Raw genomic sequence first — 19405 nt, forward strand, 5'->3', positions numbered from 1 at the left:
TACGTTGCCTGGTCATTGGAAAGCAGGCTCGAGTTCGGCGCTACTGGCAGAAATGTCAGGTTTTTCGGCTTGCTCGCTGAGCCTTTTGTTGTTTAAAAAGGCTGTTGGCTGCGAGGCGCTGTCGCTGCGAATGGTCAATACTGGCCATTGCCTCGGAAGATTGTGAAGAAGCGCACTGCCTACTGAACTTAGTCCGTGAAACCCGCTCCTATGCCGGTAGCCATTGGTCATGGCCGCCTGCTAAGCTCGCGGCTTTACCCTGATTGCCCTTATGGCGCATGAACAAGGAATTAGCATGAAACAGCATCGTTTGGCGGCTGCGGTTGCCCTGGTAGGCCTGGTACTGGCTGGCTGTGATCAACAGGCCAGCAGCCCCGAGCTGAAGACTCCGGCGCAGAAAGCCTCCTACGGTATCGGCCTGAACATGGGCAAGAGCCTGGCTCAGGAAGGCATGGAAGACCTTGATTCGAAATCGGTCGCTCTGGGCATCGAAGACGCGGTTGGCAAGAAAGAGCAACGCATCAAGGATGAAGAGCTGGTAGAGGCGTTCACCGCCTTGCAGAAACGTGCCGAAGAGCGTCTGGCCAAGGCCAGCGAAGAAGCCGCCTCGGCCGGCAAGAAGTTCCTCGAAGAAAACGCCAAGAAGCCTGGCGTGGTCACCACTGCCTCGGGCCTGCAGTACGAAGTGGTCAAGAAGGCCGATGGCCCGCAGCCCAAGCCGACCGACGTGGTCACTGTTCACTACGAAGGCAAGCTGATCGATGGCAAGGTGTTTGACAGCTCTGTGGAGCGTGGCAGCCCGATCGATCTGCCGGTCAGCGGTGTGATCCCGGGTTGGGTTGAAGGCCTGCAGTTGATGCACGTCGGCGAGAAGTACAAACTGTTCATCCCGGCTGAACTGGCTTACGGCGCACAAAGCCCAAGCCCGCTGATCCCGGCAAACTCGGTACTGGTGTTCGACCTGGAACTGATCGCCATCAAGGACCCGGCCCAACTGCAAGGTGCTGAGCCGGAAGCCGAGGCTCCAGCTGAAGCACCTGCCAAGTAACACTGGCTGGTGCTCGCCAAACGCCCCGTTCTGACGGGGCGTTTTCGTTTTTGGCGATTGGACGAACCTGCGACAACTGATACTGTCCGAGAAAATGCAGTGTGTAGATGTAGGATGTTTCTGGCGCAAATCGTTTGCGGTCCGGCATCCACGGCTTGAAACGGCTGTGTAAAAAACGCCCGATCTGACCGTGGCCCTTGCCTGGCAGGCACCTGGGGTCAGAAACGTACCCCTGTTCACAAGGTTATCCACAATAAATGTGGATAACCTGTTCCGCCTGGAGGCTCCATGAGCGCACCTTGGAATTTTGCCCGTTTCCTGCCCTTGGCCGAGCGCCTGCTAAGCCGTGGCCGGCTGCCGGCCCTGCTGTTTGCAGTGGCCCGCAAAGGCCCGCGCCTCGGCCAGCTGCGTGAGGACGTGAAGCTGCTGCAGTCGCTGTGCCTGGCGTGGTGGCGCGGCGAGTATCGCGCCATTAGCCCCAAGGCGCTGGTCACCATTGTGGCCGGCTTGTTGTACTTCGTCAGCCCCATCGATGCCATCCCCGACTGGTTGCTGGGCGTGGGTTTTCTGGATGACATCGCCGTGCTGGGCTGGGTGTTGAAGACTGTGGCCGATGAACTGGCGCGCTTCAGGGCCTGGCGCGACAGCCAGGCACCCGAGCGGTTGCGCGTGGTCGAGCGCCTGCCAGCGACCCCGCAAGCGCTGGGCCTGGAGCGCAATACGCAGTGAAATCAGCCTGAATTGCTCCTCAACCGGACAGACCCCGGAGTTGGTAATATAATTGGCATAAGCGTTATGCCTACGGATTACATGCTGTAATCCTTTTTTAAGGGGTTTGTAATGGGTATTCAGGTCATCAGCCGGGACGGTCAACCCGAGTACGCCGTCGTTCCCTGGGAGCAGTACCAGGCACTGCTCAAGGCAGCAGGGCAGGCGCCTGCCGAGGCGGTTGCCACTGAAGATGCCGGCTCCGCTGCCGTGGCGCCCATGCCGGCGTTCAGTGAAGTAGGGCAGATCCGCCAGGCCAAGGGCATAGCCCCTGAGCAACTGGCGCGCAATGTCGGGGTGAGCCCGGCGTATCTGGCCATGATCGAGTCGGGCGAACGTCAGCCGGATGCTGCCATCCGACGCGCCTTGGCTTGGCACCTTGGGGTGGCTGGCTGGAGCGAGCCATCATGAGCCAGGTCAGGATCAGCCGTCAGCACTGGGAGAACCTGCTGGGCGAGCTTGACCTGGCCCGACGTCAACGTCACTTGCTGACCTACCGAGCGCTGATCGAGCGACTGCAATTGCCCAGCCCCGCCATGCAGACGCTGACTGCCGCGCTGGAGTACCTGGCAGTGCTGGATGCCCGTGCCGAGCAGCCGTTGCGCAGCTCGCTGGTAATCAGCCAGGGCGCCAGCCGTTTACCGCGCACCGGCTTTTTTGAATGTGTCGAACGGCTGGGGCGGTTTGCCGGGCCGGTCGATGGAATGGAGGCGGCCTCCTGGCATGCCTCCGAGGTGGCTCGGGTGTTCGAGTACAGCTACCCCGAAACCGCCTGATGGGGGCCTGTTCTGGCCCTGTCGCCGGCAAGCCAGCTCTCACAGGCACACCCCATCACTCAGAGCCTGTGCTGTACCTGTGGGAGCTGGCTTGCCGGCGATAGGGCCAGGGCAGGCAAACCATGCCGGTGGATCAATCCACAACCTTTGCCGTCAGCATCCACCACCTCCAATGCCTCCAGGTGCCGATGCCGCTCAAACAACTCCAGCAACTGCCCAAGCGTGGCATTGAGCCGCACTGTCGGTTGCTCGGCCAACGGCACGCTGCCCAGCGCCGGTAACGGCCAGCTTTCCCGTACGCCCAGCTCTTGCGGGCGCCCCAGCAGGTAGCCCTGCACCAGGTCTACCCCCATCTCGGTCAGCACTGCCAGCTCCTCTGCCAGCTCGATGCCTTCGGCAATCACCTGTGCCTTCGATGCCCGGGCAATCTGCAAGATCGAGCCAACGAACTCGCGCTTGAGCGGGTCGCGGTGAATACCGTCGATGAAGTGGCGGTCGATCTTCACGTATTCAGGGCGCAACTCCGACCACAGGCGCAAGCTTGAATAGCCCGCGCCCAGATCGTCGAGGGCTATTGAAAAGCCCATGTCACGGTAGTGGTGCAGCGCATTTGACAGCAGCTGGAAGTCGTCGGTCGGGGTGTGCTCGGTCAGCTCGATTACCACCCGGCTGGGCGGCAGGCCGACCTGCTCCAGCAGCTTCAGGGTGAGGCCGGACGGGTAGTGCGGCTCCAGCAGCGATTCAGGCGAGATGTTGAGAAACAGCTTGCCCTGCAACTGCTGTTCGCTAAAGCACCGGCAGGCACTTTCCCGGCAAGCGGCTTCCAGCTCGGTGAGGCGGCCGGCCTGGCGGGCGATGCTGAACAGGTTCAGGGGTGCATGCAGCGGGCTGTTGGACGGCCCACGGCTCAGCGCTTCATGGCCGAAAACCCGTTGCTCGCTCAGGCACATGATCGGCTGAAACAGACTGTGGATGCTGCGTTGAGCCAGGATGGCACTCAAGGCACTGAGCTGTTCGGCGACGGTCATGACGTATTCCTGAAAATGAAAGGGCCGGGCATTTGCATGCCCGGCCACCGTATTTCACGACAGCGCGATGACTGTTTGATGACAGGTCGCACTATTTTGCCATCACTGCCGACTCGCCTTACTTCTTGGCCACCTTGGTGCTGGCGCTGAGGTAGTCGATCAGGATACGACCGGTTTCCGAAAGGTAGGCGTCGTCTTCCGGCTTGGTGTTTTCGTCCTCGACCGGCAGCGCGTCCTCGTCCTCTTTTTTCAGCTCTTTGAGCGGCTCTTCACCCTTGGCCTTGCGGCGGATGTTCTCCAGCGCCAGCTGTTTGGCTTCGATTTCGTCGTGGCGTGCACGGCGGTCCTGCTCGTTCAGGCTGACGGTTTTTTCGGTCATCAGCTTCTGCGTCAGGGCAAGGCGGTCGCGAATGTAGGTGAACTCGGCATCCTTGTCGCTGCGCGCTTCATGTTGCGCCTTGAGCATGGCCAGGTAAGGCTTGAACGGGTCCGCCGCCGGCTTGACTACCGGGCGGATGGTGTCCCACGGCATGGCTTCGGGCAGAGCGCTCTCGCCGATTTCCTTGGTATCGATGATCGACGGGTAGTCGATGTCCGGCAGTACGCCCTGATGCTGGGTGCTCTGCCCGGAAACCCGGTAGAACTTGGCCAGGGTCAGCTTCAGCTCGCCATGGTTGAGCGGCTGGATGGTCTGCACGGTGCCTTTGCCGAAGGTCTGGCCCCCGATGATCAGTGCGCGGTGGTAGTCCTGCATGGCACCCGCGAAGATCTCTGACGCCGAGGCCGACAGGCGGTTGACCAGCAACGCCAGTGGGCCTTTGTAGAAGGCACCCGGGTTTTCGTCTTCGAGCACGTCTACGCGGCCGTCGCTGTTACGCACCAGCACGGTCGGGCCTTTCTCGATGAACAGGCTGGTCAGCTCGGTGGCTTCCTGCAGGGAGCCGCCGCCGTTGTTGCGCAGGTCGATGACCACGCCGTCGACTTTCTCTTTCTGCAGCTCGGTGAGCAGTTTCTTCACGTCACGCGTGGTGCTCTTGTATTCCGGGTCACCGGCGCGATAAGCCTTGAAGTCGAGGTAGAAGGCCGGGATCTCGATGATACCCAGTTTGTAGTCACGCCCGTCCTGCTTGAGCTTGAGCACCGACTTTTTTGCCGCCTGCTCTTCGAGTTTTACCGCTTCACGGGTGATCGACACGATCTTGCTGGTCTGGTCGCTCGGCGCATTGCTGGCGGGGATGACTTCCAGGCGTACCACCGAGCCTTTCGGGCCACGGATCAGCTTGACCACCTCGTCCAGGCGCCAGCCGACAACGTCGACCATCTCCTTGTTGCCCTGGGCCACGCCGATGATCTTGTCGGCCGGTGCTACCTGCTTGGTCTTGGCTGCCGGGCCTGCCGGCACCAGGCGTACGATCTTGACCTGGTCGTTGTCGCTTTGCAGCACCGCGCCGATGCCTTCGAGCGACAGGCTCATGTTGATGTCGAAGTTTTCCGCGTTGTCTGGCGACAGGTAGTTGGTGTGCGGGTCATAGGACTGGGCGAACGTGTTGATGTAGGCCTGGAAGATATCCTCGGCACGGGTCTGGTCCAGGCGCGCCAGCTGATTCTTGTAGCGCTTGATCAGGGTTTCCTGGATCTGCTTGGGTTCCTTGCCGGCGATCTTCTGGCGCAGCACCTCGTCCTTGACGCGTTTGCGCCACAGGTCGTCGAGCTCGGCCTGGTCCTTCATCCACGGGGCGTCCTTGCGGTCGATCAGCAAGGTTTCCTTGGCGGTGAAGTCGATCTTGTCCACGCCTTTGTTCAGCTCGGCCAGGGCGAAGTCCAGGCGCTGCTTGACACGGTCCAGGTAGCGTTTGTAGATGGTGAAGCCCGGGTCCAGATTACCGCTCTTGAGGAAATCGTCGAATTGCGTTTTCCACTTGTCGAATTCGGCAATGTCGGCAGCGGTGAAGTAGCTGCGCGCCGGGTCCAGCAGCTTGATGTAGCTGTCGTAGATGATGACCGAGCGGGCATCGTCCAGCGGCGGCTTGCTGTAGTGGTGGCGCTTGAGCAATTCCACCACGTTGAGGCTGGCGACGATCTCGTCGCGGTCCGGCTGCAGGCCGTCCCACTTGTTGGCGGCCGCTGCATTGCCGCCGAGCGCGAGGCTGCCCAGGCCGATCATTACAGCGAGGGCGGTGCTTGGGAGGAAATGCTTCATGCTGATTCGACGTGGAGGCAATTGATCACGCATAGTAGGCCGTCTTTTCCGTTGCCGGTTCCATGGAACCGGGCAAATACTGCAAAAAGCCTGGGGTGTGCGTTCCCCAGGCCCAGTCATGATTCAACTATGGAGGCACTGTGAAGGCATTGCAAGGCGTTGACGGACATGTGGAGTGGGTCGAGGCCGAACGCCCGGCCTGTGACGCGGGCCAAGTGCGCATTCGCGTGGCTGCTGCGGGCCTGAACCGCGCCGATCTGCTGCAGATGAAAGGTTTGTACCCGCCACCGCCAGGCGCCAGCCCGTACATGGGCCTTGAATGCGCCGGGGTGGTCGAGGAAGTGGGCGCCGGCGCCGACTGGCGCGTGGGCGACCGGGTGTGCGCACTGCTGGCCAGTGGCGCCATGGCCGAGGAGGTGGTGGTCGATGCCCGTCATGTACTGCCGGTGCCCGAAGGGCTCAGCCTGCATGAAGCGGCAGCCTTGCCGGAGGTGTATGCCACTGCCTGGCTGAACATCTTCCAGCTGGGGGGTGTGAAGGCCGGTGAGAAGGTGCTGGTGCATGCTGGCGCCAGTGGCGTTGGCTCGGCTGCCATCCAGCTGTGCAAGGCATTCGGCAGCCCGGTGTGGGTCAGCGTCGGCTCGCCGGATCGCCTGGCCTATTGCGAGGCGCTGGGCGCTGCGGGGGGTGTGGTACGTAACGAGAACCTGGATGCACTGGAAGGTTTCGGGCCGTTCGACGTGATTCTCGACCCGGTGGGCGCCAGCTACGGCGAACTCAACCTCAAGCTGCTGGCCCGTGACGGGCGCTGGGTGATCATCGGCCTGATGGGCGGGCGCAAGTTTGAGCTGGACTTGGCCCAGGTGCTGGGCAAGCGCCTGGAAATTACCGGCTCAACGCTGCGCAACCGCGATGACGGCTTCAAGGCCGAGTTGCTGCGTGAGCTGCAACAGCAAGTGTGGCCGCTGTTCGCCGAAGGGCGTTTGTCACCCCAGCTGGTCGATACCTACCCGGTGGAGTTTGCCCAGGCGGCGTATGCCGAGCTTGAGACCAACCAGGTGTCGGGCAAGCTGGTAATGGTGATCGACCCAAGCCTGGTGTAAGCAGGCCCGGCCCCTTCGCGGGCACGCCCGCTCCCACAAAGACCCCACAATGTCTGAGCGTGTGGTGATACCTGTGGGAGCGGGCGTGCCCGCGAAGAGGCCCACACAAATCTTCAGGACCAGCTAAGGATCGGCCAGCCATTGGTCTGGGCATGCTCGCGCAACACCGCATCCGGGTTCACCACATGCGGGTGATCCACCTTCAGCAGCAGCGGCAGGTCATTGCGTGAATCGGAATAGAAACTCGCTCCCTCAAGGTTCTCCTGCTCCTGATCCAGCCATTCCAGCAGCCGGGTGATCTTGCCTTCGCGGTAGGTCAGTACCCCGTGAGTCTTGCCCGTATACACCCCGTTCACCGCCTCTAGCTCAATCGCCAGGTATTCATCCACCCCCAGCCGTGCCGCAATCGGCCCGACGAGGTGCGTCCCCGAAGCGGAAATGATCAGAATGCGGTCCCCACGCTGGCGGTGCTCGGCAATGCAGCGGCAGGCGTCGCCAAAGATGATCGGCTCTATCACGTCTTCTACCCACGGCTCCACCAGGTGCTCGACTTCTTCCAGGGTACGCCCGGCAATCGGTTCCAGGCTGAAGGCCATGTACTCCTCCATCCGCAGGTGGCCCTTGCCATAGGCCTCCATCAGTTCATGGTCGCGGCGCAGGAACGCTTTGCCGTCTACCCAGCCCAGCCGGGCCATCTGCTCGCTCCACAGCGACGCGCAGTCACCGTGGATCAAGGTTTCGTCCAGATCGAAAATTGCCAGTGCCATTGTGTTGAATCTCCTTAAGCCACTTCCCGCAGCGCCGTGGGGTCGATGGACAAGCTTACCCGTTTCCCGTCCCCGTGCAGGTCGGCCGGCGAGCGGTTGAGCACGTCGACCACCAACTCCACCTCGCGCACGTTTACCCGGTAGCGGATCACATTGCCCAGCAGGCTGTGGCTGCGGACTTCGGCATCCAGTTCGCCGTTGACGCCCAAGGTGATCGACTCTGGGCGGATCGCCAGGCGGCTGGTGACCGGGCGCTGCAACAGGCGGCTGGCGCTTTCGGCGTCGAGCAGGTTGTAGTTGCCGATAAAGCCGGCGGCAAACAGGTCCACAGGCGCTGTGTAGAGGGTTTCGGCATCGCCGCTCTGGACGATACGCCCCTGGTTCATCAGGAAGATGCGGTCGGACAGGGTCAGCGCTTCTTCCTGGTCGTGGGTGACGAAGATAGTGGTTAGCCCCAGCTCGCGCTGGATGGCACGAATCTGCTCGCGCAGGTGTTTGCGAATACGCGCATCCAGTGCCGACAGCGGCTCGTCGAGCAGCAGCAGGCGCGGGCGGGTAACCAGTGAGCGGGCCAGGGCCACGCGCTGGCACTGGCCGCCAGACAACTGGTGCGGGTAGCGCCCGGCAAAGTTGCCCAGCTCCACCAGCGCCAGCACCTCACGGACACGGGCCTGGCTTTCGTCGGCCTTGACCTTCTGCATGCGCAAGCCAAACGCCACGTTCTGTTCCACGGTCATGTTGGGGAACAGCGCGTAACTCTGGAACACCATGCCAATGCCACGCTTCTGCGGGCTCAGCGGCACGATGTCGTGGCCGTCGAGAAGGATCTGCCCGCTGTCCACCGGCGTCAGCCCGGCGATGCAGCGCAACAGGGTGGACTTGCCGCAGCCGGACGGGCCCAGCAGGGTCACGAACTCGCCGCGCTCGATATGGCAGTCGATGTTCTCGAACACCGGGCTGCCGGCGTAGCTTTTCTGCAGGTTCTGTACGCTGACGAAGCTCATGTCAGGTCTTGTCCTTGTTCAGGCGGTTGGCGACCCAGGTCAGTACCAGCACGAAGGCGAAGTACGAGATCACCAGTGCGCTGTTGAAGTGGCCGCTGCTGTTGCGCATGTTGTTCAGGTACACCTGCAGGGTCTCGTAGCGGGTGCCGACCAGCAGGTTGGCGAACACAAACTCGCCGAACAGGAACGAGAACGACAGCAGTAGCGCCACCATCAGGCCCTTGCGCAGGTTGGGCAGCACCACCAGCAGCGCTGCCTGCCAGGTGCTGGCGCCGAGTAGCTGGGCGGCGTCCATCAGGTCGCGCAGGTTGATTGCCTGCAGGTTGTTGGTAATGGCCCGGTACATGAACGGCAGGGCAATGGTGAAATAGCAGCCGATCAGGATCCACGGCGTGCCCACCATGGCCATCGGCCCGCTGCCATACAGTTGCAGCAGCCCTACCGAGGACACCACCGGCGGTACCGCGAACGGTAGCAGGATGAGCATGTTCATCAACGCATCGAGCCGCGGGAAGTGGTAGTGCACCACGAACAGCAGCGGCAGGATCAGCACCACCGACAGCAGCAGCGCGCCCAGGCACACCAGCAGCGACTGGCCGAAGGCGGCGAGGAAGCGCGGCTCACTCCACAGTGCCACGTACCATTTCAGGGTCAGGCCGCTGGGCAGCAGGCTGGCCGACCAGCTGGTGGCCAGCGAATAGAGCAGGGTGCCGGCCAGTGGCAGCAGCAGGATCAAGAACAGCAGGTAGACCACAACGCGGTGGTACCAGCCGCCGGAACGGGCGTCAGCGCGCATGGTAGCTCCTCTTCAGCAGCCATTGATGCACCACCGTGACCAGCGTCATCAGCCCCACCAGCACCATGGCCAGGGCGCTGGCCAGGTTCGGGTCGAGGCTGATGTCCCCGGCTACCAGGCCAGCGATACGGATCGGCAGTACGTTGAAGTTGCCGGTGGTCAACGCGTACACGGTGGCGTATGCACCGAGGGCGTTGGCCAGCAGGATGACGAAGGTGCCCAGCAGTGCCGGGGTGAGCACCGGCAGGCCGATGTGCCGCCAGTATTGCCAGTGGTTGGCGCCAAGCAGGGCGGCCGACTCGCGCCAGTCTTCACGCAGGGCGTCGAAGGCGGGGTAGAGCAGCAACACACCCAGCGGGATCTGGAAGTAGGTGTACACCAGGATCAGCCCGCTTTTGGAATAGATACTGAAGTCTTCCAGCAGGCCGACCTGCTTCAGCAGCAGTGTCAGCGCGCCGTTGAACCCGAGCAGGATGATGAAGGCGAACGCCAGCGGCACGCCGGCAAAGTTGCTGGTCATGTTGGCGAAGGCGCTGACGAAGTCGCGCAGCTTCGAGTCCACCTGGCGCAACGAATAGGCGCCAAGGGTGGCGATGACGATGCCGAACAGGCTCGACCAGAAGCTGATCTCCAGGCTGCGTTGTATGGCCTGCAGGTAGAACTTGGAGCTGAACACCTTGCTGAAGTTTTCGACGCCCCAGCCGGCTTCCGATTGCACGCTGTTGATCGCCACCCAGGCCAACGGGGCAATCTGGAAGATGACGAAGAACACGGCAAACGGCAGCAAGCAAAGCAGGGCCAGGTAGCGGCCACGGGTGCCGCTGCGCTTGGGTGTGGTCACTTCAGCAGCTCCCGGCACACGGTCTTGTCGTGGGCAGCGCCCAGCAGCTCGCATAGGGTGCCGCACAGCTCGGTCTGCAGCGGCTTGGCCGCCGGGTCCAGGCTGAAGGCGTCACCAAAGACGAACAGCGGCACTTCGCGCTCCTCGGTCAGCAGGCCGTTGTGCGAGCGGTCGTTGTTCATGCCGTGGTCGGCGGTGACCATTACCTGATAGCCCTCTTCGAGCCAGCCTGGCAGGTAGTCGGCCAGCAAGATATCGGCGCTGCGCGCTGCGTTGCGGTACTGGCTGCTGTCCAGGCCGTGGCGGTGGCCGACATCGTCGATGCTCATCGGGTGCACCAGCAGGAAGTTGGGGGCATGGCGACGGCGCAGGTATTCGCCATCCGCCAGCAGATGCGAATCGGGGTAACGGTCGTCCCAGTAGAACAGCCCATGCTGGATCGGCAGCTTCGGCGCGTGGGTATGGCGGTCGCGCTGGGGGTCGAAAGGCGAGCGGTTGTACAGCTCACTCATCCAGTGATAGGCCGCCGCTGCGGTGCCCAGGTTGGCTTCGCGGGCGTAGTGGAACACGCTGCGCTGGTTGGACAGGCGGTTGACGTTATTGTGCACGATGCCGCTGTCGATGGGCGGCACGCCGGTGAGGATGCATTCGTACAACGGCCGTGACAGCGACGGCAGCTCGCATTCCACGCGGTACAGCGCGGCGCGGTCGGCCTCGACATAGGCATGCAGGTGGCCCATGGCGTGGTGGGCGACCTGATAGTTCAGGCCGTCTAGCAGGACCAGGATGACGTTGTGTTGCATGGTGGCTCCAGTCATAAACCGCGTTGGCTTCTTCGCGGGCATGCCCGCTCCCACAGGGTTTTGCACGGCCTCTGTGGGAGCGGGCGTGCCCGCGAAGGGGCCGGGTCAGGCACTAGGCAAGCTAGCCGTTTATTCCATCTCGATGATCACTTGCTCCTGCCACATCTGTGGCAGTTTCTTCGAGGTGGCTTCCCAGGCTTCGGCATTCTTGATCGGCTGGGCAGCTCCGTATTGCTCGTTAGGCAGCAACTTGGCCTGCACATCCGCCGGCAGCTTCAGGTGCTCGGCACGGATGGGCCGGGCATGCCCCTTGGCCAGGTTGATCTGCCCGGCATCGCTGAAGATGTATTCACGGGTCAGTTTGGCCGCGTTGGGGTGCTTGGCGTATTTGTTGATGACCGTGGTATAGCCGGAAATCACCGAGCCATCCGACGGGATCAGCACTTCAAAGCGCTTGGGGTCGATCTGTTCACGGTAGCTCAAGCCGTTGAAGTCCCACACCACGCCGACTTCCACCTCGCCTTTCTCCAGGGTCTGGATGGTCGGGTTGGCCAGCGACAGGCGCTTTTGCTGGGCCAGTTTGGTGAACAGTTGCAGGCCGGGGGCCACGTTGCTTTCATCGCCTTTGTAGGCGATGGCGGCGGCAAGCACGCCGTTGGCGGCCTGGGCGGCAGTGCCGACGTCGCCGATGGCGACCTTGTACTTGCCTTTTTCCAGGTCATGCCAGGTTTTCGGCCGTTCCTCTTCCTTGACCAGGTCCTTGTTGATGATGAAGGCAATGGTGCCGGTATAGGCCAGCGCCCAGTGGCCGTCCTTGTCCTTGGCCCACTCCGGCACCTGGTCCCAGGTGCTTGGCTTGTATGGCTGGCTCACGCCCTTGGTCACCGCGATAGGGCCGAAGGCGGCCCCCACATCGCCAATGTCGGCGCTGGCGTTGTCCTTCTCGGCTTCGAACTTGGCAAGTTCCTGTGCCGAGCTCATGTCGGTGTCGCTGTGTTTGAGGCCGTATTTGCTGGCCAGGTCTTCCCAGGTGCCTTTCCAGTTGGCCCAGGCATCGGGCATGCCCACGCTGTTGACGGTGCCTTCCTTGCGGGCGGCATCTTCCAGGGCCTTGAGGTCCTCGGCCATGGCCGAGGTACAGAACGCGATGGCCGAACCGAGCAGTGACGCCATGAACAACTTTTTCATCCGTAGCTCCTTGGGTGGGTGCCTTTAACCGATCGTTGTTATGAGTGAAGCCGTTGCCTGGAACCTTTGGTCTAGGTCAGCAAACCTTGAGCCAAGGTAGGCCGCTTGCGTGACAATTTGATGTAGGGAAGGGCCCGCCAAGGTGTCGACGGGCTCCTGGCAATACAGCGTAGACCATGGTTAATCCCCGGTTTTGCTGGGCTGGCCCGATTCTGGCAGTACCCCGTCGGCAGCCTTGTCACAGGATGTTCATCAGCCCTGCCTAGGCTTGCACTATTCTCCAAGTGCCCTGTTCTGGGGCTGGACTAGTCCAGATAGGTAACCATTCATGCAGCCGATGCCACCGCGTGCGGTAACAGCCATCTGCCATGCCCTGCTGGAGCAAATCGAGCACGGCCTGCTGGCGCCCGGCGGCAAGCTGCCGGCCGAGCGCAAGCTCAGCGAGGTGTTCGACACCACGCGCATCACCCTGCGTGAGGCACTGGCGCAGCTGGAGGCCCAGGGCCTGATCTACCGCGAAGAGCGTCGCGGCTGGTTCGTCGCGCCCGAGCGGCTCACCTACGACCTGATCGAGCGCAGCCACTTCCATGCCATGGTGCGCGATCAGGGGCGTGTGGCCACTACCGAACTCCTCTCGGCACGGCTGCAGCCAGCGTCGGCGGCCATCTGTGCCCGCTTGCAGCTACCGGCGTTGTCCAGCGTGGTGCGAATCTGCCGCTTGCGGCGAATTGACGGGCGCGCGGTGCTGTATGCCGAGCACTACCTGAATCCCCGTTATTTTCCGGGCATTCTCGAACAGCACCTGGCGCAGTCGCTGACCGAGATTTATGGGCGGGTGTATGGCATCCGGTACGGGCAGGTATGCTTCGAAATCTTGCCGACGGCATTGCCGGTGGAGGCAGCAGGGGCGTTGAAGGTGTCGGTGGGCAGCCCGGGGCTGCACATTACGCGGGTCAACAGCGACCAGCATGGGCACCTGATCGACTGTGACCTGGAGTATTGGCGGCATGATGCCATCCGCATCCGTGCACAGGCCGGTTGATCTTGGATTCTGGGCTGCTTTGCAGCCCATCGCCGGCAAGCCAGCTCCCACCTTGATTGCATTGGCTTCAGGCCCTGTGCAGTGCCTGTGGGAGCTGGCTTGCCGGCGATCGGGACCTAACTGGAGGAACCGGATTCCGCTATCCCACCTCCACCAGCAGTCACCACCTGTACCGACAACCGCGGCGTCGCCAGGTCCAGCCCGGCTTCATCCAGCTGCCGCTTCAGCGCCAGGTTGAACGCCCGTGACACTTCCCACTGCTTGATCGGCGCGGTCTTGAACCGGGCCCGCAAGATCGCCGACCCCGATTCGAAACTCTCCACGCCTTGCAGCTCCAGCGGTGACCAGATGTTGCGGCGCATCAATGGGTCATTGCGCAGCTTCTGCCCCACCTCGCGAACCAGCGTGATCGCCTGGTCGATGTTCATGCTGTGCGGGACCGCCACGCGGAAGATCGCGTAGCCAAACTCCCGCGAGTAGTTCTTGATGCTCTTGATCTCGCTGAACGGGATGGTGTGCACGATGCCGTCGATGTCCCGCAGGCGCACGGTACGGATGGTCAGCCCCTCTACCGTGCCCAGGTGCCCGCCCACGTCCACGTAGTCGTCGATGGCCAGCGAGTCTTCGATGATGATGAACAACCCGGTGATCAGGTCGGCCACCAGCGATTGCGCACCAAAGCCGATGGCCAGGCCGATCACACCGGCACCGGCCAGCAGCGGGGTCACGTTCATGCCCATGTTGGCCAAGGCGACAATCACCGCAATGATGAAGATGACCACGAACAGCACGTTGCGGATCAACGGCATCATGGTTTGCGCACGAGCGTTCGCCAGGCCCCGGCGCGAACGCACCAGGGCGTGGTGCACGGCGGTGTCGGCAAGGATCCACACCAGCCAGGCGACGATCAGCGTGCCGGCCAGGCCCAGCAGGCGCAGGCTCACTTCATGGCCGTCGCCCTCGGCAAAGCCGATCATCGACAGGCCCCACACCCGCAGGCCCAGTTCGATGAACACCAGCCAGATGAACAAGTGCACCAGCAGGTAGCCGAAGTTGCGCAGGCGTTCGGCATACACCGCCTGGCGCTTGTTGGCGCGTTTGGGGTTGGCGGCGTGGCGGCGCACCAGGCCGTTGAGCACCATGCACACCACCACCAGCACCGTGCACATCAGCGACTGGCGCAGGGCGGTGCTGGTGTCACCGGCCGAGACAAAGGTGGCGAACAGCGAAATGGCCACCAGAATCAGCGCCGGTATGAACCAGAAGCTGCCGAGGATCTCGATGGTGTCGCTGAGGGTTCGCCGGGTCAGGCGCCGTGCCAGCGGCTGGTTGCGGATCAGGTGGGCGATGGGGCGGCGGAAGCGCAGGATGAACAGCCCGGTGCACAGTGCGGCGATGACGTTGGCCAAGGTCGCCAGGGCATGGGCCAGGTGGGTCCCCAGTGCGACCAGCATGCGCGGGTCGCTCATGGCCTCGCCAAACGCTGCGAAGCTGCCGATCAGCCACAGCGGGCGAAATGCCTGATGCCGCAGGATATGCAGGGCGCGGTGGCGGTGCGGGCCGTCGAGCAGCGAGAAGGCGATCACGCAGATGGCCGAGAAGCAGGTGCCGACGACCAGTGCGTAGGCCAGCACCATGGCCAGCGATTTCCCCAGTGACGGTGGCAGCACAACGCTCAGGTACACGGTGAACACCAGCGCCACCAGCCAAGGGCCGAGCTTGCGCAGGGCAAAGCGCACCAGGTCCCAGGTACGCGGGTGCTGGGGCAGTTCTTCGCTCAGGCCAAAGCGCAGGCGTATCCGGTGGCCGACCCAGTTGAAGGCGTAGGCCAGCACGCTCCACACGGCAATGACGGCGGCAAAACCGAACAGGATCGCCGGCCACTGGTGCACCGGCACTACCAGGTCGGTCAGTTCGGCCTGGGCTTGTTCGATTTCTGCCGCCCAGCGGTGAAACGGGCTGGCATCGCCGCTGAACTGTTTTTCAAAATCATGCAGCGCGCCGCCAATCAGGCCGAGCACGCCCTGTTCCACGCTGGGCTGCGATTGCCTGGTGGCGTCGCGCAGCTTTTTAAGATCGGCCAGCAGCTTGGCCCGCTGCTGGTCGTTTTCCAGGTTCTTGATCACTTCGTCCAGCGACTTGCCCAGCGGCTCGGTAGCCTCCGGTTGTGCGGGCGCACTGCCGCCCAGCAGGCCGGGCAGGCCCGCTGCCTGTACCGGAGTGATGAACAGCAGCAGGAGAAGGAACAGGTAACGCAGGAGGGCAGGCACGGGCAAATCTACCTCAGGTCAAACGATTGACCGAGTGTAGAGGTTTATGTCGGCAGTTTCTCGAGGATCTTCCAGCAGGTGAGGCCAAAGATACCCAAGGTGCCGATCCACATCATCAGTACACCGATATTGCGCTCGCGCATGCTGAAGCCAATGGTCAGCAGCAGCAGGAACAGGAACACCGGCACGAACAGTGACAGGAACGGTGACATGGACAGCAATCCTTTTGCAGTGGGGCCATGTAACAAGCATAGCGCTTGGCAAGCGAGGCGGGATTGACCTTGAGCAGGCCCGGCCTCTTCGCGGGCTTGCCCGCTCCCACAGGTTCAGCGCAGTTCCCGAAGGTTGTGCGGTCCCTGTGGGAGCGGGCGAGCCCGCGAAGAGGCCGGGCCTGCTTACATCAAGGCAGCTCGCGGCTTCGGTAGAAGGCAGTCAGTACCTTCACCAGGTGCGCCAGGTCGTGGCTGCCGCACAGTTCGCGAATGGAATGCATGGCAAAGGTCGGCAAGCCGATATCCACCGTGCGCACGCCCAGGTGGCTGGCTGTAATCGGGCCGATGGTCGAGCCACAGCCCATGTCGCTGCGCACCACAAAGCTTTGTACCGGCACTTCCTCGGCCATGCACAGGTGGCGGAAGAAACCGGCGGTTTCGCTGTTGGTGGCGTAGCGCTGGTTGTTGTTTACCTTGATCACCGGCCCGGCGTTGAGCTTGGGCCCGTGGTTGCCGTCGTGCTTGTCGGCGTAGTTGGGGTGTACGCCGTGGGCGTTGTCGGCCGACACCATCAGCGAGCGCTGGATGGTGCGCACGTAGGCGTCGCCATCGGGCAGCAAGCGCTGCAGGGTCTGCTCCAGCATCGGGCCGTCGGCGCCGCAAGCCGAGCTGCTGCCGACTTCTTCGTGGTCGTTGCACACCAGTACGCAGGTTTCGTCACTGTCGGCGGCCAGCAGGGCTTGCAGGCCGGCGTAGCACGACAGCAGGTTGTCCAGGCGCGCCCCGGCGATGAAGTCGCCGTTCAGGCCGACCAGCGCGGCGTCCTGGGTGTCGTAGAAACTCAGTTCGTAATCCAGCACCACGTCTGCGATCAGCTCGTGCTCGCGGGCCAGTTGCTCGGTGAGCAGGGCGCGGAAGTCGATACGCTCATCACCCGCTACCTGAGCCAGGATGGGCGGCAACTCGTTCTGCGGGTTGATCGCCCAGCCTTCATTGGCAGTGCGGTTCAGGTGGATGGCCAGGTTGGGGATGATCGCGATCGGCAGCTTGAAGTCGATCAGCTGGCTTTCAACTTTGCCGTCACGGCGGTAGGTGACACGGCCGGCCAGGGAAAGGTCACGGTCGAACCATGGCGCCAGCAGGGCGCCGCCATACACTTCCACACCCAACTGCAGGAAGCCCTGGCGCTGCAGCTCGGGCTGCGGCTTGACGCGCAGGCACGGGCTGTCGGTGTGGGCACCGACCATACGGATACCGTTGAGCAACGGTGCCTGCTTGCCCAGTTTGATGGCGATGATCGACGAGTCGTTACGGGTGACGTAGTAGCGGCCGCCAGGCACGGTGGCCCAGCTGTCGCGCTCGTCCAGGCGCTGATAGCCTGCAGCTTCCAGGCGTTGGGCCAGGCTGGCGGTGGCGTGGAAGGGCGTGGGGGAGGCCTTGAGGAATTCGATAAGGCCAGTATTCAGTGCATCGCGCATAGCTCACTCCAGACAGCAGTGGCGCGAGTTTAACGCACAATGTCGACAATATGTGTCTGCCTCTTCGCGGGCCTGCCCGCTCCCACCGGTACTGCACACATTTCCAACGCAGGGTCATCCCTGTGGGAGCGGGCGAGCCCGCGAAGAGGCCGGGACAGCCAGCCGAAAATCAGAAGGGCGCGGGGCACTCGAACTTCAACCGCTCACCGGACACCGGGTGGGTAAAGCTCAACATGGAGGCATGCAGGCACAGCCGCTCATGGGCCGCCAGTGCTTCGGGGTTGGCATACAGCCGGTCACCCAGCAGCGGGTGGCCGATCGACAGCATGTGCACGCGCAACTGGTGCGAGCGCCCGGTGATCGGCGTCAGTTCTACCCGGCAGTAGTCACCGCAGCGCTCGACGATGCGCCAGAAGGTCAGCGCATGTTTGCCCTGCTCGTGGTCCACCACATGCCGTGGCTTGGTTGGCGGGTCGTAGCGCAGCGGCAGGTCGATGCTGCCGCTGTCCAGTGCCGGTTGGCCCCAGCACAGTGCGGTGTAGGCCTTCTCGGTTTCGCGGTCGTGGAACTGCCGCGACAGCTCGCGGTGGCTGTCGGCATCGCGGGCCAGCAGGATGATGCCGGAGGTTTCCCAGTCCAGGCGGTGCACGATAAGCGCGTCGGGGTAGCCGTTTTCCTGCAGGCGGGTAATCAGGCAGTCCTTGTTATCCTCGGCGCGGCCGGGCACCGACAGCAGCAGGGTCGGCTTGTTGATCACCAGGATGGCGGCGTCTTCGTGCAGGATCTGGATATTGGACAGCGGCATTGCATGGTCTCTGTTAAATCGGGAGAAAAAAGCGGGGCCGCTCTGCGGCCCATTCGCGGCACAAGGCCGCGCCTACAGGGGAACGCGATCCCTTGTAGGCGCGGCCTTGTGCCGCGAATGGGCTGCAAAGCAGCCCCGGCTTTCAGCCAGATCAGCGATCCGGCAGGGTGATGTTCAGCTCCAGAATCGAGCAGCTGCCTTGGTTTTCCAGCTCGATGTGCACGTCATCGTTGCCGATGTTCACATACTTGCGGATCACTTCCAGCAGTTCTTTCTGCAGCGCCGGCAGGTAGTCCGGCTCGCTGCGTTGGCCGCGCTCGTGCGCCACGATGATCTGTAGACGCTCTTTCGCTACCGACGCGCTGGTCTGTTTCTGTCTGCCACGAAAGAAGTCAAAAAGGTTCATGGTTTACTTGCCTCCAAACAGTCGCGCGAAGAATCCTTGCTTCGGCACTTCGATGAACCGCAGGGGCTTTTCTTTGCCCAGCAGGCGGTCGACGGTATCGCTGTACGCCTGGCCAGCGTCGCTCTGGTCGTCGAGGATGACCGGGATACCCTGGTTGGAAGCCTTGAGCACGGCCTGAGACTCGGGAATCACGCCCTTGAGCTTGATCGCCAGGATCTCTTCGACGTCGGCGATGCTCAGCATTTCGCCCTTTTCCACGCGCTCGGGGTGGTAACGGGTGATCAGCAGGTGTTCCTTGATGGGCTCTTCGCCTTTTTCGGAGCGACGCGATTTGCTCGACAGGATGCCCAGCATGCGATCGGAGTCACGTACCGAGGACACTTCGGGGTTGGTGACCACAATGGCTTCGTCTGCGAAGTACATGGCCAGGTGTGCGCCTTTCTCGATACCGGCCGGCGAGTCGCAGATGACGTAGTCGAAGGTTTCCTTCAGCTCCATCAGCACCTTTTCCACGCCTTCCTGGGTCAGCGCGTCCTTGTCACGGGTCTGGCTGGCGGCCAGCACGAACAGGTTCTCAAGGCGCTTGTCCTTGATCAACGCCTGCTGGAGGTTGGCCTCGCCGTTGACCACGTTGACGAAGTCGTACACCACGCGGCGCTCGCAGCCCATGATCAGGTCGAGGTTACGCAGGCCCACGTCGAAGTCGACGATGACGGTCTTGTGGCCACGCAGTGCGAGGCCGGTACCAATGGCGGCGCTGGTGGTGGTCTTGCCCACACCCCCCTTGCCGGAAGTAACCACGAGAATCTTGGCCAAGGTGTTTCACCCCTAAAATAAGTCGGGACACGTGTCCCGGCAAAAAGCATAAAA

The 19405-nt window shown here is 62.6% G+C and carries 20 protein-coding genes; 6 read left to right on the top strand and 14 right to left on the bottom strand.

Annotation, left to right across the window (positions count from 1 at the left end; all coding sequences use genetic code 11):
- Positions 1–295 precede the first annotated feature (295 nt).
- The 4 genes from CKW35_RS24580 to CKW35_RS24595 all read left to right on the top strand — a co-directional run bounded on the left by CKW35_RS24580 (position 296) and on the right by CKW35_RS24595 (position 2592).
- Positions 296–1048 carry an FKBP-type peptidyl-prolyl cis-trans isomerase gene (locus CKW35_RS24580; RefSeq protein ID WP_016485307.1) on the top strand — a complete coding sequence of 251 codons (753 nt, stop codon included), beginning with the start codon at positions 296–298 and terminating at the stop codon, positions 1046–1048.
- Between the two features lie 288 nt (positions 1049–1336).
- Positions 1337–1777 (top strand): YkvA family protein, encoded by a 441-nt coding sequence (locus CKW35_RS24585; protein WP_016485308.1) that lies wholly within the window; start codon positions 1337–1339, stop codon positions 1775–1777.
- Positions 1778–1888: 111 nt separating this feature from the next.
- Positions 1889–2227 carry a helix-turn-helix transcriptional regulator gene (locus CKW35_RS24590; protein WP_016485309.1) on the top strand — a complete coding sequence of 113 codons (339 nt, stop codon included), beginning with the start codon at positions 1889–1891 and terminating at the stop codon, positions 2225–2227.
- Complete coding sequence (locus CKW35_RS24595) at positions 2224–2592, top strand: hypothetical protein (RefSeq protein WP_016485310.1); 369 nt, start codon at positions 2224–2226, stop codon at positions 2590–2592. The genes CKW35_RS24590 and CKW35_RS24595 overlap by 4 nt, the downstream gene beginning before the upstream one ends.
- A 59-nt stretch (positions 2593–2651) precedes the next feature.
- Here the strand turns inward: CKW35_RS24595 and CKW35_RS24600 are convergent, their stop codons facing one another.
- Together CKW35_RS24600 and CKW35_RS24605 are read right to left on the bottom strand one after the other, a co-directional pair.
- Positions 2652–3620, bottom strand: a complete 969-nt coding sequence (locus CKW35_RS24600; protein ID WP_095117059.1) for an EAL domain-containing protein — start codon at positions 3618–3620, stop codon at positions 2652–2654.
- A gap of 118 nt (positions 3621–3738) precedes the next feature.
- Positions 3739–5820: a carboxy terminal-processing peptidase gene (locus tag CKW35_RS24605; protein ID WP_016485312.1), complete on the bottom strand. Its 2082-nt coding sequence runs from the start codon at positions 5818–5820 to the stop codon at positions 3739–3741.
- 140 nt (positions 5821–5960) lie between these two features.
- On the opposite strand from CKW35_RS24605, the gene CKW35_RS24610 reads away from it, so the two are divergent.
- Entirely contained in the window at positions 5961–6923 is a 963-nt protein-coding gene (locus CKW35_RS24610; RefSeq protein ID WP_016485313.1) for an NAD(P)H-quinone oxidoreductase, read from the top strand.
- 113 nt (positions 6924–7036) lie between these two features.
- On the opposite strand, the gene CKW35_RS24615 is transcribed toward CKW35_RS24610, so the two are convergent.
- The 6 genes from CKW35_RS24615 to CKW35_RS24640 form a co-directional block, all read right to left on the bottom strand.
- Positions 7037–7690, bottom strand: coding sequence for an HAD family phosphatase (locus tag CKW35_RS24615; RefSeq protein WP_016485314.1), 654 nt, complete (start codon positions 7688–7690; stop codon positions 7037–7039).
- Between the two features lie 14 nt (positions 7691–7704).
- Positions 7705–8694 (bottom strand): ABC transporter ATP-binding protein, encoded by a 990-nt coding sequence (locus CKW35_RS24620; protein WP_016485315.1) that lies wholly within the window; start codon positions 8692–8694, stop codon positions 7705–7707.
- 1 nt (position 8695) lies between these two features.
- The gene (locus CKW35_RS24625; protein WP_016485316.1) at positions 8696–9490 is read right to left on the bottom strand and encodes an ABC transporter permease; all 795 of its coding nucleotides are present in this window, start codon (positions 9488–9490) and stop codon (positions 8696–8698) included.
- On the bottom strand, positions 9480–10331 hold the full coding sequence (locus CKW35_RS24630; RefSeq protein ID WP_095117063.1) for an ABC transporter permease subunit: 852 nt from the start codon (positions 10329–10331) through the stop codon (positions 9480–9482). The genes CKW35_RS24625 and CKW35_RS24630 overlap by 11 nt, the downstream gene beginning before the upstream one ends.
- The gene (locus tag CKW35_RS24635; protein WP_016485318.1) at positions 10328–11134 is read right to left on the bottom strand and encodes an alkaline phosphatase family protein; all 807 of its coding nucleotides are present in this window, start codon (positions 11132–11134) and stop codon (positions 10328–10330) included. The genes CKW35_RS24630 and CKW35_RS24635 overlap by 4 nt, the downstream gene beginning before the upstream one ends.
- Positions 11135–11263: 129 nt before the next feature.
- Complete coding sequence (locus CKW35_RS24640) at positions 11264–12322, bottom strand: ABC transporter substrate-binding protein (protein ID WP_060518723.1); 1059 nt, start codon at positions 12320–12322, stop codon at positions 11264–11266.
- Positions 12323–12650: 328 nt separating this feature from the next.
- Here CKW35_RS24640 and CKW35_RS24645 point away from each other — a divergent pair, with 328 nt between their 5' ends.
- A complete protein-coding gene (locus tag CKW35_RS24645; protein WP_016485320.1) occupies positions 12651–13364 on the top strand; it encodes a UTRA domain-containing protein in 714 nt (237 codons plus the stop codon).
- 116 nt (positions 13365–13480) lie between these two features.
- On the opposite strand, the gene CKW35_RS24650 is transcribed toward CKW35_RS24645, so the two are convergent.
- The 6 genes from CKW35_RS24650 to minD all read right to left on the bottom strand — a co-directional run bounded on the left by CKW35_RS24650 (position 13481) and on the right by minD (position 19351).
- The gene (locus tag CKW35_RS24650) at positions 13481–15634 is read right to left on the bottom strand and encodes a mechanosensitive ion channel family protein (RefSeq protein ID WP_024717884.1); all 2154 of its coding nucleotides are present in this window, start codon (positions 15632–15634) and stop codon (positions 13481–13483) included.
- A gap of 44 nt (positions 15635–15678) precedes the next feature.
- Positions 15679–15846: a hypothetical protein gene (locus tag CKW35_RS28420; protein ID WP_012271002.1), complete on the bottom strand. Its 168-nt coding sequence runs from the start codon at positions 15844–15846 to the stop codon at positions 15679–15681.
- A 188-nt stretch (positions 15847–16034) separates the two neighbouring features.
- Entirely contained in the window at positions 16035–17324 is a 1290-nt protein-coding gene (locus CKW35_RS24660) for a M18 family aminopeptidase (RefSeq protein ID WP_060518720.1), read from the bottom strand.
- Between the two features lie 169 nt (positions 17325–17493).
- Complete coding sequence (locus CKW35_RS24665) at positions 17494–18129, bottom strand: RluA family pseudouridine synthase (protein WP_011532730.1); 636 nt, start codon at positions 18127–18129, stop codon at positions 17494–17496.
- A gap of 151 nt (positions 18130–18280) precedes the next feature.
- Positions 18281–18535 carry a cell division topological specificity factor MinE gene (minE, locus tag CKW35_RS24675; protein ID WP_003252572.1) on the bottom strand — a complete coding sequence of 85 codons (255 nt, stop codon included), beginning with the start codon at positions 18533–18535 and terminating at the stop codon, positions 18281–18283.
- Between the two features lie 3 nt (positions 18536–18538).
- On the bottom strand, positions 18539–19351 hold the full coding sequence (gene minD, locus CKW35_RS24680) for a septum site-determining protein MinD (protein WP_016485323.1): 813 nt from the start codon (positions 19349–19351) through the stop codon (positions 18539–18541).
- Between the last annotated feature and the right edge of the window lie 54 nt (positions 19352–19405).

The organism is Pseudomonas sp. Irchel 3F3 (assembly GCF_900187545.1).
GTDB lineage: Bacteria > Pseudomonadota > Gammaproteobacteria > Pseudomonadales > Pseudomonadaceae > Aquipseudomonas > Aquipseudomonas fortuita.